General features: G+C 62.6%; 16 protein-coding genes. 6 read left to right on the top strand and 10 right to left on the bottom strand.

What is annotated here, in order from left to right; translation table 11 throughout:
- Nucleotides 1–12 precede the first annotated feature (12 nt).
- Together E1J61_RS34230 and E1J61_RS34225 are read right to left on the bottom strand one after the other, a co-directional pair.
- Nucleotides 13–1017: a tripartite tricarboxylate transporter substrate binding protein gene (locus tag E1J61_RS34230; protein WP_133098261.1), complete on the bottom strand. Its 1005-nt coding sequence runs from the start codon at nucleotides 1015–1017 to the stop codon at nucleotides 13–15.
- A gap of 21 nt (nucleotides 1018–1038) precedes the next feature.
- Nucleotides 1039–2055, bottom strand: a complete 1017-nt coding sequence (locus E1J61_RS34225; protein WP_133098260.1) for a 1-aminocyclopropane-1-carboxylate deaminase — start codon at nucleotides 2053–2055, stop codon at nucleotides 1039–1041.
- Nucleotides 2056–2240: 185 nt separating this feature from the next.
- Here E1J61_RS34225 and E1J61_RS34220 point away from each other — a divergent pair, with 185 nt between their 5' ends.
- Nucleotides 2241–2786 (top strand): Lrp/AsnC family transcriptional regulator, encoded by a 546-nt coding sequence (locus E1J61_RS34220; RefSeq protein ID WP_240745993.1) that lies wholly within the window; start codon nucleotides 2241–2243, stop codon nucleotides 2784–2786.
- 122 nt (nucleotides 2787–2908) lie between these two features.
- On the opposite strand, the gene E1J61_RS34215 is transcribed toward E1J61_RS34220, so the two are convergent.
- The gene (locus E1J61_RS34215; RefSeq protein ID WP_133098259.1) at nucleotides 2909–4432 is read right to left on the bottom strand and encodes a Rieske 2Fe-2S domain-containing protein; all 1524 of its coding nucleotides are present in this window, start codon (nucleotides 4430–4432) and stop codon (nucleotides 2909–2911) included.
- Between the two features lie 706 nt (nucleotides 4433–5138).
- Here E1J61_RS34215 and E1J61_RS34210 point away from each other — a divergent pair.
- The gene (locus E1J61_RS34210; RefSeq protein ID WP_133098258.1) at nucleotides 5139–6095 is read left to right on the top strand and encodes a methicillin resistance protein; all 957 of its coding nucleotides are present in this window, start codon (nucleotides 5139–5141) and stop codon (nucleotides 6093–6095) included.
- A gap of 363 nt (nucleotides 6096–6458) precedes the next feature.
- Here the strand turns inward: E1J61_RS34210 and E1J61_RS34205 are convergent, their stop codons facing one another.
- Both E1J61_RS34205 and E1J61_RS34200 read right to left on the bottom strand, forming a co-directional pair.
- The gene (locus E1J61_RS34205) at nucleotides 6459–7577 is read right to left on the bottom strand and encodes a metal-dependent hydrolase (protein ID WP_133098257.1); all 1119 of its coding nucleotides are present in this window, start codon (nucleotides 7575–7577) and stop codon (nucleotides 6459–6461) included.
- Nucleotides 7553–8185 (bottom strand): TetR family transcriptional regulator, encoded by a 633-nt coding sequence (locus E1J61_RS34200; protein ID WP_243737093.1) that lies wholly within the window; start codon nucleotides 8183–8185, stop codon nucleotides 7553–7555. The genes E1J61_RS34205 and E1J61_RS34200 overlap by 25 nt, the downstream gene beginning before the upstream one ends.
- 184 nt (nucleotides 8186–8369) lie before the next feature.
- Here E1J61_RS34200 and E1J61_RS34195 point away from each other — a divergent pair, with 184 nt between their 5' ends.
- The gene (locus E1J61_RS34195) at nucleotides 8370–9455 is read left to right on the top strand and encodes an AI-2E family transporter (RefSeq protein ID WP_133098256.1); all 1086 of its coding nucleotides are present in this window, start codon (nucleotides 8370–8372) and stop codon (nucleotides 9453–9455) included.
- A gap of 116 nt (nucleotides 9456–9571) precedes the next feature.
- Here the strand turns inward: E1J61_RS34195 and E1J61_RS34190 are convergent, their stop codons facing one another.
- The 5 genes from E1J61_RS34190 to E1J61_RS34175 form a co-directional block, all read right to left on the bottom strand.
- Nucleotides 9572–9898, bottom strand: coding sequence for a hypothetical protein (locus tag E1J61_RS34190; protein WP_133098291.1), 327 nt, complete (start codon nucleotides 9896–9898; stop codon nucleotides 9572–9574).
- A gap of 290 nt (nucleotides 9899–10188) precedes the next feature.
- Nucleotides 10189–10629 carry a hypothetical protein gene (locus tag E1J61_RS34185; RefSeq protein WP_133098255.1) on the bottom strand — a complete coding sequence of 147 codons (441 nt, stop codon included), beginning with the start codon at nucleotides 10627–10629 and terminating at the stop codon, nucleotides 10189–10191.
- Nucleotides 10630–10790: 161 nt separating this feature from the next.
- Nucleotides 10791–11369: an elongation factor P gene (locus E1J61_RS34180; RefSeq protein ID WP_133098254.1), complete on the bottom strand. Its 579-nt coding sequence runs from the start codon at nucleotides 11367–11369 to the stop codon at nucleotides 10791–10793.
- A 68-nt stretch (nucleotides 11370–11437) separates the two neighbouring features.
- Nucleotides 11438–11569, bottom strand: a complete 132-nt coding sequence (locus E1J61_RS38720) for a hypothetical protein (RefSeq protein WP_255519991.1) — start codon at nucleotides 11567–11569, stop codon at nucleotides 11438–11440.
- A 10-nt stretch (nucleotides 11570–11579) separates the two neighbouring features.
- Nucleotides 11580–12089: a lecithin retinol acyltransferase family protein gene (locus tag E1J61_RS34175; protein ID WP_133098253.1), complete on the bottom strand. Its 510-nt coding sequence runs from the start codon at nucleotides 12087–12089 to the stop codon at nucleotides 11580–11582.
- Between the two features lie 228 nt (nucleotides 12090–12317).
- Between E1J61_RS34175 and E1J61_RS34170 the strand changes: the two genes are divergently transcribed.
- The 3 genes from E1J61_RS34170 to E1J61_RS34160 all read left to right on the top strand — a co-directional run bounded on the left by E1J61_RS34170 (nucleotide 12318) and on the right by E1J61_RS34160 (nucleotide 15784).
- Nucleotides 12318–12950, top strand: a complete 633-nt coding sequence (locus tag E1J61_RS34170) for a malonic semialdehyde reductase (protein ID WP_133098252.1) — start codon at nucleotides 12318–12320, stop codon at nucleotides 12948–12950.
- 234 nt (nucleotides 12951–13184) lie between these two features.
- Entirely contained in the window at nucleotides 13185–14225 is a 1041-nt protein-coding gene (locus tag E1J61_RS34165; RefSeq protein WP_133098251.1) for an isocitrate/isopropylmalate dehydrogenase family protein, read from the top strand.
- Between the two features lie 215 nt (nucleotides 14226–14440).
- The gene (locus E1J61_RS34160; protein ID WP_133098250.1) at nucleotides 14441–15784 is read left to right on the top strand and encodes a CitMHS family transporter; all 1344 of its coding nucleotides are present in this window, start codon (nucleotides 14441–14443) and stop codon (nucleotides 15782–15784) included.
- Nucleotides 15785–15882 lie beyond the last annotated feature (98 nt).

Raw genomic sequence — 15882 nt, 5'->3', positions numbered from 1 at the left:
CGATGGAAACCATCAATTCGCCGTGATGCTCGCGCGCTGTGCGGTGGCGCGCATCAGCGGCAGTTCCTTGCTGATCATGGCGCTGACCTGCTCCGGGCCCGCGTAGTTCGGCTCCAGCCCGTTGGCCAGCAGCTTTTGCTGGACCTCAGGGTCTTTCATCGCCTGCGCGACCGCTTTTTCCAGCCGGGCCTTGACGTCGGCCGGCAAGCCGCGCGGCGCCGCGATGGCTACCCACGAGTCGGCATCGAAGCCGGGATAACCGGCTTCCGCGACGGTGGGCACGTCAGGCAGCGGCGTGGCGCGGCGGGCGCCCATGACCGCGATCGGCTTGATCTTGCCGCTGCGGATATGGGGCAACGACGCGGCGACCGTATCGACCGAGAACGGAATCTGCCCGCCGATCAGGTCGGCCACGGCCGGCGCACTGCCCTTGTACGGGATGTGCTGCAGCTTCATGCCGGTGGCGCCCAGCAGCATCTCGCCGGCGAAATGCCCGGTGGTGCCGGTACCGAAGGACCCATAGACGTACTTGCCCGGCGCAGCGTTGACCGCCGCAACCATCTGCGGCAGCGTATCCACCGGTACCGCCTTGTTCGCCAGCACAATCAGCGGTACGCGCGCCACCAGCCCGACGGGCTCGAAGCTTTTCACGGGGTCATACGGAAGGCTCGCGTTGATGGCCGGATTGACAGTGAATGTCGAGCCCGAACTGACCAGCAGTGTGTACCCATCGGCCGCGGACTTGGCCACGTAGCCGGCCCCGACGATGGTGCCGGCACCGGCGCGGTTCTCGATCACCACCGGCTGGCCCAGCGCATCGCCAAGGCTCTTGCCGACGAGCCGGCCGATCATGTCGACCGCCCCGCCGGCCGGGAACGGCACCACGAGCGTGACGGGCCGGACCGGATACGCCGATGCAGCGTGGGCCCCCAAGGCGGCAACCGCCAGCGCTGGCAGCGCCAGCGCCCGGGCTGCCACGAAGGCTCTGCGCAGGGACGAATGTAGAGTGGGATTCATCGCAGCACCTCCGTGCGTCGGTCAGCCGTTGCGGAACAGGAAGCTGTAGGCATTCAGGGCCGGTGCGCCGCCGAGATGGGCATACAGCACGCGCGAGCCTTCGGGGAATTCGCCACGCCGGACCATGTCGATCATGCCGTGCATCGATTTCCCCTCGTAGACCGGGTCGGTCATCATGCCTTCGTGCCTGGCGCTCAGGCGGATGGCTTCGAGCGTGCCTTCGGACGGCAGGCCATATTCGGGGCCGCCATAGCGCTCGTCGAGCACCACGTCGGCGTCGGCGATGTCGCGGTCCAGTTCCACCAGCCCCGCCGTGTGCCTGGCGATGCGCAGGATCTGCGCGCGGGTCTGGGCGGGCTTGGCGGAGGCATCGATGCCGATCACGCGATCAGCCCGGCCGTCGGCGGCAAAGCCCACCACCATGCCCGCCTGCGTGCTGCCCGTTACCGAACACACGACGATGTAGTCGAACTTGAAGCCCAGTTCGGCCTCCTGTGCGCGCACTTCCTCGGCAAAGCCGACGAAGCCCAGGCCCCCCAGCGGATGCTCCGAGCAGCCGGCGGGGATCGGATATGGCTTGCCACCCTCCTTGCGCACGCTCTCCATGGCCTCTTCCCAGCTCTTGCGGATGCCGATGTCAAAGCCGTCGGCCACCAGGCGCACGTCGGCCCCCATCATCCGGGACATCTGGATATTGCCGACCCGGTCATAGACCGCGTCGGAGTAATTGACCCAGTTTTCCTGGACGAGCACGCACTTGAGTCCCAGGTGCGCGGCCACGGCGGCCACCTGGCGCGTCTGGTTCGACTGGATGCCGCCGATCGAGACCAGCGTGTCGCAGCCTTGCGCCAGCACGTCCGGGATCAGGTATTCGAGCTTGCGGGTCTTGTTGCCGCCAAAGGCCAGGCCGCTGTTGCAGTCCTCACGCTTGGCGTACAGCTCGACCTTGCCGCCAAGGTGGGCAGAGAGGCGCTTGAGCGGCTGGATGGGCGTGGGGCCGAAGGTCAGGGGGTAACGGGCAAAGCGCTCGAGATTCATGGTGGCAGCTCCAGGGTTAGGGTGTGGTTCCGTCATCGGTGCGGCTTGCAGCAAGGCCAACGATGCGGCGACGGACTCTATCCTAGAAAAAAAGCCACGAAACGTGCTTGCAAAGAAGCGAGCTTTTGAACACTATTAGTAAGTCATCACCATTCATTCAGTCGGAAAATTCTCCCATAATCAGAATGAAAGAAACAAAATTTCGCACCAAATCCGCGCGGGCCGCACCCTCCCAGGCGCCATCGCAGACGCTGCCACCCGCACCCCACGTGGACTCGCTCGACCGCGCCGACAAGGCGATCCTGAGAGCCCTGCAGCAGGACGCATCGATCTCCAACGTGGCCTTGGCCGCAAAGGTCAACCTAAGCCCGCCCGCCTGCCTGCGGCGCGTGGAGCGGCTCAAGGAAATGGGGCTGATCCGCGGCATCGTGGCGCTCCTCAACCCCTCTGCGCTGGATGCGGGAATGCTCGTGATGATCGGCGTGGTGCTGGATCGCTCCACGCCCGAGTCCTTCGCGCAGTTCGAGTCTGCCGCGCAAAAAGTATCCGGTTGCATGGAATGCCACGTCGTGACCGGCGAATTCGATTACTTCATGCTGGTGCGCACAAGAGACAGTGAGAGCTTCAACCGCCTCCACGCGGAACAATTGCTCTACCTGCCAGGTGTCAGGCAGATCCGCTCGTTCATGGTGCTCAAGCAGGTGCTATCGACGACGCAGTTTCCTATCTGATGGACTTGCCACAGACGGATGGCAAGAAGCAGGACGCGCTGCAGCCGGGGAACAAAGGACCGGTCCCCGCTATCCAGCCGCCTCGCCGATGACGCGCCGGTGGGATAAAGCTGCAGCAGCTCTCATCCTTCGAGCTCTATAATTTTCGCTTCCAGGCTGCAACTTCCATCCAATGCCTTTCCGTCATCCTCAAGCGAGAAAGCCCACCCATGGCGCGGGCATATGAGCTTGCCATCTTCCGTAATAGTGGCGCAAGACAGATCTGCTCCTTGATGAGGGCAATATCGATTGATCTCATAACGCATTCCACTGCCCCGGGAAATCGTTATTCTTTCCTTCGGAATGGCGAGTGTTTGGAGTATGGAATCGCGAAGATTCGAGACATCCGAAAGCAGGAATATGTTTATGATGTTGTCGAACCTGTCAGGAGCGCGATATAGCTTTGCCCTCAGCGAGAGGTGAATGTTCTGCCATCGGTCGCGACCGCACATCAGGGCAAAGTATTTCCTGTCCGCGGTAATTCGCCAGAATGCCGGCATGGAACCAGGCGGATCAATAATGGATTTCTCTGACAAATCAATACATATGGAGTCATCTTCGCCATCACCCCAGGCCAGTACCAGAAGAGACTCGCATTGGAATTCCAGGTCCCAGATCTGATCCAGCCTGTTATTTATTTCATCTATCAGTCTTTCCTTTGAAAAATCGATAGCAAGACCTTCCCAGCGATCTGGAATATTCTTTCTGTAATCAAGAATATCGCGTTCCCCGGGTGGGGCGATGGGCTCCCGTGCGGTGAGTTCATTTATCTCATCCCCTGGCCTTGGGTACAGGATGTTTTCAATATTGGCGCCCAGTAAATATTGATGAAGCTCTGGTTGGTGAATGAAAATGTTGCCGACCCCGCATGATAGGGACAGGGGCAGAAAAGGAAATATTGCAGGCCCCGCAGCCGGGATGAAAAATCTCGGCTTAAGCCTTTGCATCGCGCCAACCACATTGTCGAGCTTTTTGATCGCTTTTTCCTTGCTGAGCTCCGCTCGTTCGCTTTCACTGTAATTCTCATAGCAGACCGGATGCCAGGTCGCGCCGGAAAACTGAACCGAATAGTAGGTTATCGGCCGGGGTAGCTGATCAAGCCGATCAAATATCTTGCAATCGTTCTGGTTGAAAAAACTGAAAGCAGGCGTTTCAATCAGAAGCGCGCTGTCATGATTCACCCCAATGTCCGACACAAAGCAGGTCAGCGTCAACCATGCGCTCATCAAGCTTGGCCGGCCATCGAGAAGTTCGATATATTGGAATCCCAGTTTGTCGATCTCGCTCCTCAGGGCATCATCGCGAAATCGTGGAATAACAAATACCGCATCCCGGCCGATCTTGCTCAGGGTGTCCACGTCAAAATGATCCTGATGCTCATGGGAGATATATATCCAGCCCTTCTTCCTTTGGCTTATCTCTATGAATTCCGCTTGGAGATGATGATTTTTCGGATACTGGAACCAGCTGCCATGGAATGCCCCGTTCTCGGTGAGCCAGGGGTCTGTCGCAAGATATTCCGTTGACGACTCGACCAGAAAGCCGTTATGACCCAGGAATTTCAGGGAGACCGCTTGCTGCATATCCGTGCCGGTAGTGTTCGCCATGGTCACTTCTCCTCACATCCTATATCCACGCCTTGGAGGGGTGCCGAAGGTCTCCGTGAAGAGCCCCAGCCCGACCGCGATCGCCTTTGCGTCGAGCAGGCGCGATCGCCAACATTGTGCAGACCGGTCCCGAAGCCGTTGTCCGACAAAAAGGCTCAGGTGTGTGCGAGCACCGCCAGATACCGGGCCCGTTCCTTCGCGGTGCCGAGCGAGGAGTCGTGCCACAGCATCGTGAGGCAGCCGTTCAGGTTGAGCACATTATCGAGATCACCGGGAGGCGTTACAACGGCACTGGGTGCGATGGCGCACGGTGCCTCATGTCCAGGCTCACCAATTGATGTTACCGAGCGGCTACATTAGCCGTACGATCAGGCGCAAGGGCCTGCGACCAAGCTTCATAATCTTGCTCTGCCTTATCGGCATGACTTTTTGCCTGCCAAAGCGGCTGGTCCCGCAATCGGTCTGACTCAAATCGAACAAATACAAGGCGGCAACGTGAGTGCACCATTCGATTAACCGTGGGCACGCAAGTCCGTTTCCCCAGCCGATGAATGCAATGCCGCGCCGGCATTTCTGCGGGGCATCCGCGATACCGTCCGTCCGACGGCTGATCGCCATCGGCATGATGTTGCGCCGGCCATGGATCCGCTAGTCTGGTGGGGCCAGCCGTACAGCGACAACGGCCATTCACCGGTGACTGAGACATATGGACATCAATCAGCAGAAGTACAGAGAGCTCTGCGAGATCGAACGCTCAATCCCGTTTTCCAGCCAGGCCTGGTGGCTGGACGCGACGGTCGGGCCTGAACGGTGGAGCGCGACCCTGGTGGAACGGGCAGGGAAGGTGATCGCGGCAATGCCCTATGTCAGAAAAACAAGATACGGTTTTGTCATTCTCACCCAGCCTCCCGCTGGCCATGGCTTGGGTCCCTGGCTGGCGTGCAAGGACGCGAAACCGACAAAATTGCTCAGCCAGCAGAAGGAGCTGATGACCGAGTTGATTGAACAGTTGCCGAGGTTCGATCATTTCGCGCAGGCGTGGCATTACACCGATACCAACTGGCTGCCTTTTTTCTGGAAAGGCTACCGGCAGACCACGCGATACACCTACGTTCTCCCGGACCTTAGCGACGAGACGTCGCTTTGGAACGCCATGCAGCCCACCGTGAAACAGGACATCCGGAAAGCGACTGGCCGCTTCAATCTTCACGTGCGCCACACCGATAGTATTGATGAATTCCTGCCCTTGAACCGCAATGTCGGCACCGACCCAAGATGGCGACGAGGCTATTCCGATGACGTCGCGAGGCGAATCGATGCCGCGTGCAAGGAGCGTGGGCAGCGCAAGATATTCATCGTCGAGGACGAGGAGGGACGGGCTCACTATAGCGCCTATCTCGTGTGGGATGAGCAGAGCGCCTATGGCCTGATGGGTGGCGCAAACCGGGACCTGCCACCCAATACCGGAGCCGGCAGCTACTGCATATGGGAAACCATCAAATTCGCTTCGACGGTAACCAGGATCTATGACTTTTCAGGTTCCATGCTGGAATCGGTGGAACGCTTCTTCCGGGGATTCGGTGCTGTTCAGAGACCCTATTTCCGGATTACGAAGACACCATCCAGGGCGCTTTCCCTGTATCAGCTCATGCGGTCCCGATAGCGGGGGCCAGCGGGGAGATCGGGTGAACTACGACAACGGCACCGATCGTTGTGCCATGCACTGAACGTCGGTCGCTTCGCGGCACTGCCGGAGCTCGGCTCAGAACTCATGCCGCATCCCGAGCCCCAACAGTGCAAGCACATAGCTTTGACGACGCGCCATCAGCGCGCCGGTTCCAGCGCGGCCTTCACTCCATTTTGAGCCCCACCGTCCTGGTCATGGCCTGGTAGGTCGGGGCCGGCAGGAATGGCATGCCGCTACTGGACGTGTGCCGGGAGATGGCTATCCCGGTCGCTGAAGTCATGGTGACCGCGCGCGTCGAGGAGAGCTGTGGGGGGCGCAGACGGGATTTCGCATGTCGTGCTAGTCAAGTCGCTGGCGCTGCTCCTGGCTGAAATAGGCAAGCCGGTATAGCCGCCATGGTGCCTGCACACTGTCGCGGCAATAGCCATAGCGGAAGATGTCTTCCACCGCGGGCAGGTCATAGCGCAGGTCGGTGAACCAGACGCAGGCGGCCGTTTCGCCTGGCTCGCGCGGCGGCAGGTCCGTTGCCGGCATCGCAGTGATGGCGGAAAGGGCCGGATAGACAGCGAATCGCCTGAAATCGGCAAAGTCCGGCCGCACCCAGAGTTGCCATGCGAGCGCCTGCCCGGACCGCGCCAGCGGAAGCTGCAGCAGCTGCGGCCGCAGCGTCCATTCCATGTGCGCGGGCGGCACATAGGCCCTGGCCATGGCGGGCAGGCGCCCCAGCACCGGCCATGGCGGCAGCCAGGCAGGATGCCCGGCCAGGTTGACGTGGGCGACATGGTAGTCCGTCCCCGCGCGGGCGATCAGTTTCCAGTTGAACGGAGAAAACGGCTGTGGCAGCGCGTCCACACCCTGCGCCTGGATGCCGGCAGCATGCAAGGATTCGTTGCCCAGTTCCAGCGCGCGTTGCCTGAGCACGCCCTGGGCGCCGACATAGGCGCACAGCAGCACCATGCCCGCCAGGGCTGCCCGCGCACGCAGCGGCGGTGCCAGGCACAGTGCCAGGCCCAGGGCGGATACAACGATGCCGCTCAGCAGCGGATCGACCAGGAAGGTGGTGCCGAGGCTGAAGCGCCGTTCGGAGCCGGGATAGAAGATGCGGGTGCCATAAACGGTGATCAGGTCCAGCGCGATGTGGCTGGCCACGCCGAGGCAACTGACGGCAAGCGCTTCGCGCCAGGCCTGGTGCCGGCGCGTCACCAGGCAGAACAGTCCGGCCAGCAATGCGCCCCAGGCCGGAAGCAGCAGCAGCGAATGCGTCGGCCCCTGGTGCCACTGGGCCAGGAAACGCAGCGGATGGACCAGGAAGCCCAGGAAATCGATATCCGGAAAGGCTCCGGCGGCAGCGCCAAGCAGCAGTCGTTCGCGCGTGCCGAGGCGCCGGCCGGGAGCCTCGTCCATGGGGACGGCCAGCGCAACCTGCGCGCCCATCAAGGCGTGGGTGATCGTGTCCATCCGGGCCGCGCTCCGGTGTCGCCAGGACGGCGCCACGCCAGGCGCTCGGCGCAGCGCAGTTGCCGATCGAGCCAGGCCCGCGTGCGGCCTGCATCCGGTGAATGGTCGCGCAGCCAGCAGCCGAAGGTGGAAACGAAGATGCCGGTCAGCACGACCTCGCCCGCTTCGCGGCGCCAGCCGGATTCCGGCAGGCGGGCAGCTTCGCGCAGCCACTGCACGGTGCGGCTGATATGCAGCAGGCCCTGCACCTGCAGGTGTACGTGCTCCGGCTGCAGCTTGTAGCGCAGCATCTGGGCAGTGAGTTGCCGGTGCGGGGCCAGCGCCTCCAGCCAGGCGAGGATGGCCTGCTCCAGCCGCTCGCGATGGGACAGGGCGCCCCAGCCTTCACGCGCGGACACGCGCACCAGCGCAAGGTCAGCGCGCTCGAACCAGGCTTCGGCCAGGTCGTCCTTCTGCCGGTAATGCCGGTGGATCTCTTCCAGGCCGATGCCCATGTCGTCGGCGACATCATGCAGATGCAGGGCGTCCCAGCCGCGGCGCTCGCCGAGCATCAGGGCGACCTCCAGGATCCGGCCGGCCAGGGCTGCATTGTCGTTCATGGCGTTCATGGCTTTGCCATCCTCGGGAATGCGTCTGCACGCTGCTTTCCAGCATAGAAAGGCAGCGCGCAGGCTGGCGCCGATTTCTGACCCATGTGCGCGCTGCTGCTACCGCATCCTATGCGGCGTGATGCGCCGCGGTTAGCATATTGGCAACGTGCATCGCCCGGATGCCGTGCCCAGGTGCCCTTCCATGACCGATTCCCAAGCAGCCGTATGGGTACGCCGGACTCTCCTGGTGTGCCTGCTCGGCGGGCTGCTCGCCCTGTCCTTTGTCGTGGTACGGCCGTTCCTTGTGCCACTCGCCTGGGCCGCAATCCTCTCCTATATCACCTGGCCGCTCAACGCGCGGCTGCGCCGCGTGCTGCGCCAGCGGCGAACCTGGGCTGCGCTGATCTCCACGCTGATACTTTCCGCGTTGTTGGGCGTGCCGCTCATCGGGCTCACTATCCTCCTGCGTGCCGAGATGGTCGCGGCCTACCGCGAGGCGGCTGAGATCCTGAACGCGGGTGCGGCACTGCCGGATTCGCTCGCACGCCTGCCCTGGGTTGGCGAATGGCTGCAGGAATGGGTATCAGTGCTGTTAGGTGACCGCGCAGCCCTGCGTGCCCAGGTCACGCCGCTGATCGAACGATGGGGCGGCGCCCTTGCAAGGCTGGCCGGCGGCGTGGGACTCAACGCAGGGCTCATTGGCGTGACGCTGCTTACGGCATTCTTTTTCTTCCGCGATGGCGAGAAATTGCTTGCGCAGTTGCGCCTGGTCCTGCAAGGGGTGCTCGGGCCGCGCGCGCACGGGTACGTCATTGCAGTGGGCGACACCGCGCGGGCCGTGGTGTTCGGCCTCTTCCTCGCCGCAGTCGCGCAAGGGTCGTTCGCCGGAATTGGCTACTGGGCGGCAGGCGTCGAAGCGCCGGTGTTCTGGGGCATTGCCACGGCCATCCTTGCGCTGATTCCCTTCGGTGCGCTTGCGATCTGGGTCCCCATCGGCGTTTGGCTGCTCATCACCGGCCACACCGTGGCGGGGATCGGGCTCCTGCTGTGGGGCGCTACCGCCGTGAGCTGGGTCGATAACGTCGTTCGTCCGCTCGTCATCAGTGGAGCCACCAAGATTCCGTTCCTGCTGGTGATGTTCGGCGTTGTGGGCGGACTCGCCGCATTTGGCCTGATCGGCCTGTTCGTCGGGCCGGTGATCCTCGCGGTGCTGCTTGCCGTATGGCGCGAATGGCTGGAAAGCCAGGCGGAGCAACGGGTGGGGCCACCGCCGGCACCTCCGGCGTAACCGGGGCGACACCTGTCGTGCATCACCTAAGTTTGAACGCGGCGAATTGAAATCAGCCCCGGCGGGTTGCACCGAGGCTGTCAGGCTGGTTAATGTGATTAGTGCGGTTAGTGTGGTTAGTGCAGCTGGCGCTTCAGGTCAGCAAGCTCCGAATGCATCGAACTGACTGCATCCTTGACCTTTGCATCGAGACCGCCGGCCTGCTGGCAAGCGCGGTCTGCACGATCGCCGATCCGTTCGAGATCATCGACCCACTGCCGGATCCGGTCCTCGTCCTTGGACGACATGACCTTCGATGCCGATTTGCATTCCTTGTCGAGTTCATCCACCCAGTTCATCAAGTCCGGTGGAATCGCCGCCTCGGCATGACAAGTCCGTGATGTCTCGCTGATGGTTTGCTGCAGATGACTAAAGCGTTGCTGCATTTCGCTGGCTTGCAACATGATGCCCCCTTCGTGAACATCCATCCACATGAATTCAGGCAGCAGATAACAGTGCGTTGCCCGTGCCATTGTCATTCGCCCGCGAGCGGGCTGCCAGCGAAGTTGCATTGCGCCAAAGCGGCCGCCAAGCGCGCGAAGGACACTTTTTCAGTCTAGGTCAGAATCGGCCAACCGCTTCGCTGTGAGCCCGGGGTTCCTGCTAACCTCGGGAACAAGTCAGCCAGCTTGGCGACAACAGGTATGCCGAAGCCGGCCGGGTACGACGCCCGCCCCTGGCTGCAGCCGCAGGGCTATCGCTTGCCCGCCTTCCCGGCGTGCCGCGCGCCGTACATCCGGTCCGGGACCAGATCCTGGTCCAGGATGTCATCGATGCTTGGCGGCATTGGCGGGTGCTCTTCCCGCACGGCGCTATGGTCCGCCCTGTCTGCCGGGCTGTCCGAGGGAATACTCTCTGCAGCGCGGGTGATCTCGTTGCGGCCGTCCTCCGGCGCATCGTCATCATCCGGATGGTGGCCATGGGGAAAATCGACCGGCTCCACCACCCGTTCGACGATCTGCTCGACGGCCCGTTCAACGTCTTCCCATACCTCTTCCGGTTCGATCGGATCCAGGATGCTGGGCATGGAGCGATTGGCGTGAGACCGACGCGGTGGTCCGCTTCGCCGCGTCCCGCCCAAATCCACTTTGGGTGGCTTGTGCATGAACAACTCCTGAGCGACGACGATGGTCATGCGGCATGCATGGCATGCGCATACTTGCATAATATGCAGACGCGAGGCTCAAAGTGAAGGACAGGTACCGGATACGGTACTGCCGCCGCCGCTGCCGGCCCGTCCCGGCGCGAGTGTACGCGGCGCTGCACATGTCGGGAGCGACGCCGCAGCATGCGGATTCACGATTTCCGCGTCCCGTGCCTTACCCGCTCCAGGTATTTTCCTGAAGCAGCCTCGATTCGCACCGTGTCCCCTTCCTTGATGAATTGAGGAACGAGAACCTCCATGCCGTTGTCCAGCGTCGCGGTCTTGAAGGTAGAGGTTTCATGCTCGCGCAAGCCCGGCGGCGTGGACACGATGGTTAACTCGACCGCAGGGGGAAATGCGATGGTGACTGGCTCGCCCTCATAAAGCTGCACCGGGATTCGCATGCTGGGGCGAAGAAATTTTTGATATGCGCCTATGGTCTCTGCGGGAAAACTGATCTGCTCGAAGGTTTCGGGATTCATGAAATAAAAGGCGGCACCATCGGTGTACAGATATTCCATCTCCTGGTGAACGAGCGCGACCTCTTCGAGCTTGTCGCTCGGGCGCAACCGCAACTCCTTGATGTGACCGGTCTTCAGGTTCCTGAACTTGGCGAAAACTGCGCTTCCCTGCTGGCCACTGCCGGCGTGATAACCGGCGCTGGTAACGCTGTGAAGTTCGTCCTCGAGCATGATGACCATGCCCGGCTTCAGTCCGGAAGCTTCGACCATTGGTGTCTCCGCCTGGGCGGCAAGATTCGCCTTCAGCCTAGCACCGCAGCGCCCTTTCAACAAACGGCCTAGATGAAGTCGCGGCCAAATGCAGCGCAAACCCGCACGGTGGTGGTGAAATCGCGCGGCCATTTCCGCGCGGCCATTTCCACGCGGCCTTCGACCAGTTCCTGACCACGGTGATCGGCCACGACCGGCAAGAATCGATGATCAGCTCACGCAAGCTCCGGTGCGCCGCATCGACCATGCCGCCGCAACAAATGCAGTGAAGAAGCGCAAGGCAGTCCGAAAGGCCGCGCGCGGGTCGATGAAGCACGCGAGCACCTGTTCGCTACGGCTTTCCCCATACAGGCACCAGGCGCAGAAATGCTCGCAGTTATTGGTCAGCAGCCGGTAGCGATTCTCACCGAGGCGCGAGCGCGCACGCCGCACGGCTTCGTGCCTTTCATAGACCGGATCAGCACTGGGTGCGATCAAGACCTCATATCCGGCGGCAAAACACATGATGCTGACTTCCTCCACGGGGCCGCGGCGCAACGACACCGCAAGCCCTGCGTAATGCACCACTTTGCCGTCGCCCACATAAATGCCATGGTGGCTGTAGCCGCGCCGCGGGGTGACGAGATGGGCACCAAGCGGTGGTTCTGCGCGGGCATCGAGGCGGCACTGTGCCGGCACTGCATTGGCAGTGCGACTTTGGCTGGAGGCGGGGTGGTCCATGTTCAAACACTCAAGCAATCACGTGAACTTGAGAAAAGCCTAGACCCGGCAAAACATTAATGACAATCAAAGATTCTTCTGCCGACCATAAGCATTTGTTGATCGACCCACAAGGCGATGGGACAGATCAGCAGTGCGCTGAACGGAGGGGCATCCGTGACTATGCTAGTCAGGAGCGGCGGGCTGGCCGGTCAGCCGCGGAGTCCATCCCAGTACAAGGAGGCAACCATGAACAAGCGCTTGAGTGAAGAAGGCATGGATCTGCTCTTTCGAGAGGCACGCACGCACAACGCATGGCTGAGCCAGCCCGTGAGCGACGAGACGCTGCGGCAACTCTATGACTTGATGAAATGGGGGCCGACCAGCGCCAACTGCTCTCCCGCACGCATCCTGTTCCTGCGCACCCCTGAGGCCAAGCAGCGACTGGTGCCCGCACTCGCACCGGGCAATGTGGAGAAGACCATGGCGGCGCCAGTCACTGCCATCATCGCCTATGACGTCAAATTCTACGAACTTCTGCCCAAGCTGTTCCCGCATGCGGACGCACGCTCATGGTTTGCCGACACACCGGAACTCGCGCTCACCACCGCGAGGCGCAACTCTTCCCTGCAGGGCGCGTACTTCATCATTGCGGCCCGCTCACTGGGACTCGACTGCGGGCCGATGTCCGGCTTCGACAACGCCAAGGTCGATCACGAGTTCTTTCCCGCGGACCCGAAGGAGAATGCCTTCCAGCTCGAATATTTCCCGGACAGCCATGTGAAATCGAACTTCCTGTGCAATCTGGGCTATGGCGACCCCGCCAAGCTGTTTCCGCGTGGCCCTCGCCTGGAATTCGACGAGGCATGCAAGCTGCTTTGACGGAGGGCGCATCGCAGGCTTGATTGGGGAAGCCCTTTGACAACCGGCGCTACAGGCTGCCGCGCACACGGGCGAAGACTCCGCGTAAACCCCGAGGACACAATCGTTACATTGACAGTTTGCTGACAGCTTCCCCCCATAGAATCTGCCCCTCGCAAGCCGGACCTGCGGCACGAGCCGGATAGCGTCCGGCCTCGGCGAGCCAGCGGTTCGGACACCTCGACAGGAGCACAGATGGAAAACGGAGCAAGCGAACAGATCCCGGCCACACTGATCCCCGGCGACGGCATCGGTCCCGAAGTGGTGGATGCCACCGTCAGGGTGCTGGACGCGCTCGGTGCCCCGTTCGCCTGGGACCTGCGGCGCGCGGGCATGGCCGGTGTGGAATACAGCGGCGATCCGATGCCGGAAGACACGCTGGACAGCATCCGCCGCACCGGCCTTGCGCTGAAGGGCCCGCTGACCACGCCGGTGGGCGGCGGCTTCCGCTCCGTCAATGTGCGCCTGCGCGAAGCATTCAACCTTTACGCCAATGTGCGCCCCGCGCGAACGCTGGTGCCCGGCCGCTTCGACAACATCGACCTGGTGCTGGTGCGCGAGAACGTCGGCGGCTTCTACGTGGCGCACGACTACTACATCCCGGTCGGCGACGACCCGCATGCGGTGGCGGTGTCTACTGGCACCAACACGCGCGACGCCTGCCGCCGCATTGCCCGCTTCGCGTTCGAGTACGCCGTCAAGAACGGCCGCAAGAAAATCACGGTGGTGCACAAGGCGAATATCCTGAAAGCACTCACCGGCATCTTCCTGGAAGCGGCGCGGGAAGTGGCCAGCGATTACGCCGGCCGCGTAGCGATGGACGACATCATCGTCGACGCCTGCGCGATGCAGCTGGTGCTCAACCCGTGGCGCTTCGACATGCTGCTCTGTACCAACCTTTTCGGCGACATCCTGTCGGACCAGATCGCCGGCCTGGTCGGTGGGCTCGGCATGGCGCCGGGCGCCAACATCGGCGACGACGCGGCGATCTTCGAGGCGGTCCATGGCTCGGCGCCCGACATCGCGGGCCAGGGCATTGCCAACCCGATCTCGCTGATGCTGGCCGCCGGGCTGATGCTCGACCACGTGGGACGGCAGGACCTCGCCACGCGGCTGCGCGGCGCCATCGAGCTGACGCTCAACCAGGACCAGGTGAAGACTGGCGACCTCCACGGTACTGCCTCAACGCTGCAGTTTGCCGACGCGGTAACGAAGCGCATCGTTTCCGCGGGCTGACCCGCCCACGCCCGGCACGCCTTGCCAGCGCGCAAGGCTGCCTCTCCCCGGTCGTTCCTCGTTGTTCCGGCACGCTGTCCCGTGCCGGCAGGATCGGCTTGCCTTGAAATCCGTGCGCCGGACGGACGCACACAGCCGGCTCGGGTGCCCCCTGGTTCCTCCCTCGGGGCCATTCGTGTGCTCGTGGCCTGGCCGGCAAAGAGATACAGAACAAGATGTTGACCCTGCTCGCCTACTCGATGGTGATCGTGTTCATGGCACTGATCATGACCAAGCGGCTCTCTGCCATGGTGGCGCTGATCCTTGTGCCAATTGCGTTCGGCGCCGTCGGCGGATTCGGCCCGGAACTCGGGCCGATGATGCTCGAGGGCGTCAGGAAGCTGGCCCCGACCGGCGTGATGCTGATGTTCGCCATCCTGTATTTCGGCCTGATGATCGACGCTGGGCTGTTCGACCCGGTGGTGCGCGTCATCCTGAAACTCGTCGGCGGCGACCCGGTCAAGATCGTGGTCGGCACCTTCGTGCTGGCCGCGCTCGTATCGCTGGACGGCGACGGCTCGACCACCTACATGATCACCTGCGCCGCCATGCTGCCGCTCTACAAGCGGCTGGGCATCAGCCGGCTCGTGCTGGCCTGCGTGATCATGATGGCCGGCGGGCTGATGAACATCCTGCCCTGGGGCGGACCCACCGCGCGCGCGGCCAGCGCGCTCGGCGTGGACGTGGGCTCGCTGTTCGTGCCGATGATCCTGCCGATGATCGTCACCGGCATGTGGGGCGTGTTCGTGGCCTTCGTGCTGGGCCGCCGCGAGCGCAACCGGCTTGGCACCCTGGCCCTGATGAGCACCGGGCCAGGTCATGCCGGCCTGTTTTCGGGCCGCGCCGGCGACACCGACCCGGAGGTAGCTGCCGGCGATCCGCAAATCGCCAGGCCCAGGCTGCTGTGGTTCAACTTCCTGCTGACCGTCGGCCTGATGGCCATGCTGATCCTCGGCACAGTGCCGCTGCCGGCCCTGTTTATCGTGGCCTGCGCGATCGCGCTGATGGTCAACTACCCGACGCTGCAGGAACAGAAGGAACGCATCGGCGCCCACGCTGCCAACGTCGTGCCGGTGGTATCGCTGATCTTTGCTGCCGGCGTTTTCGTCGGCATCCTGTCGGGCACGAAGATGGTCGACGCCATCGCCCACAGCGTGATCAGCGCCGTGCCTGACTGGATGGGCCCCTACATGGCCCTGGTGACCGGCGTGCTGAGCGTCCCGTTCACGTTCTTTATTTCGAACGACGCGTTCTACTTTGGCATCCTGCCGATCCTGGCCAAGGCCGCCGCGGTCTATGGCATCGGCGCCGCCGAGATCGGGCGCGCGTCGCTGATCGGGCAGCAGGTCCACCTGCTGAGCCCGCTGGTTGCATCCACCTATCTGCTGGTCGGCCTGGCGGAAGTCGAGTTCGGCGACCATCAGCGCTACACCCTGCTGTGGGCGCTGTCGGCGGCGTTGGTCATGCTGGTTGCGACAGTTGCCTTCGGGGTCATCCCGCTCGTGGGCCGTATCGGCTGACGGCAATGTGCCCGCTCCGATACCGCCTCACTTGGCACCTGCTCACCGCTTCGCCTATGCTGACAATCAACGATGTCTGGCGTGCGCCGAAGTCATGA

The sequence above is a fragment of the Cupriavidus sp. L7L genome (genome assembly GCF_004353535.1).
GTDB classification, from domain to species: Bacteria; Pseudomonadota; Gammaproteobacteria; order Burkholderiales; family Burkholderiaceae; genus Cupriavidus; species Cupriavidus oxalaticus_A.
Note: the sequence above shows the minus strand (reverse complement) of the source record. Positions and strands in the feature narration are given on the sequence as shown.

Excerpts from the sequence above, each read along its gene's own strand:
- E1J61_RS34230 (WP_133098261.1), bottom strand. The coding sequence starts at position 1,017 with ATGAATCCCACTCTACATTCGTCCCTGCGCAGAGCCTTCGTGGCAGCC.
- E1J61_RS34225 (WP_133098260.1), bottom strand. The coding sequence starts at position 2,055 with ATGAATCTCGAGCGCTTTGCCCGTTACCCCCTGACCTTCGGCCCCACG.
- E1J61_RS34220 (WP_240745993.1), top strand. The coding sequence starts at position 2,241 with ATGAAAGAAACAAAATTTCGCACCAAATCCGCGCGGGCCGCACCCTCC.
- E1J61_RS34215 (WP_133098259.1), bottom strand. The coding sequence starts at position 4,432 with ATGGCGAACACTACCGGCACGGATATGCAGCAAGCGGTCTCCCTGAAA.
- E1J61_RS34210 (WP_133098258.1), top strand. The coding sequence starts at position 5,139 with ATGGACATCAATCAGCAGAAGTACAGAGAGCTCTGCGAGATCGAACGC.
- E1J61_RS34205 (WP_133098257.1), bottom strand. The coding sequence starts at position 7,577 with ATGGACACGATCACCCACGCCTTGATGGGCGCGCAGGTTGCGCTGGCC.
- E1J61_RS34200 (WP_243737093.1), bottom strand. The coding sequence starts at position 8,185 with ATGAACGCCATGAACGACAATGCAGCCCTGGCCGGCCGGATCCTGGAG.
- E1J61_RS34195 (WP_133098256.1), top strand. The coding sequence starts at position 8,370 with ATGACCGATTCCCAAGCAGCCGTATGGGTACGCCGGACTCTCCTGGTG.
- E1J61_RS34190 (WP_133098291.1), bottom strand. The coding sequence starts at position 9,898 with ATGTTGCAAGCCAGCGAAATGCAGCAACGCTTTAGTCATCTGCAGCAA.
- E1J61_RS34185 (WP_133098255.1), bottom strand. The coding sequence starts at position 10,629 with ATGACCATCGTCGTCGCTCAGGAGTTGTTCATGCACAAGCCACCCAAA.
- E1J61_RS34180 (WP_133098254.1), bottom strand. The coding sequence starts at position 11,369 with ATGGTCGAAGCTTCCGGACTGAAGCCGGGCATGGTCATCATGCTCGAG.
- E1J61_RS34175 (WP_133098253.1), bottom strand. The coding sequence starts at position 12,089 with ATGGACCACCCCGCCTCCAGCCAAAGTCGCACTGCCAATGCAGTGCCG.
- E1J61_RS34170 (WP_133098252.1), top strand. The coding sequence starts at position 12,318 with ATGAACAAGCGCTTGAGTGAAGAAGGCATGGATCTGCTCTTTCGAGAG.
- E1J61_RS34165 (WP_133098251.1), top strand. The coding sequence starts at position 13,185 with ATGGAAAACGGAGCAAGCGAACAGATCCCGGCCACACTGATCCCCGGC.
- E1J61_RS34160 (WP_133098250.1), top strand. The coding sequence starts at position 14,441 with ATGTTGACCCTGCTCGCCTACTCGATGGTGATCGTGTTCATGGCACTG.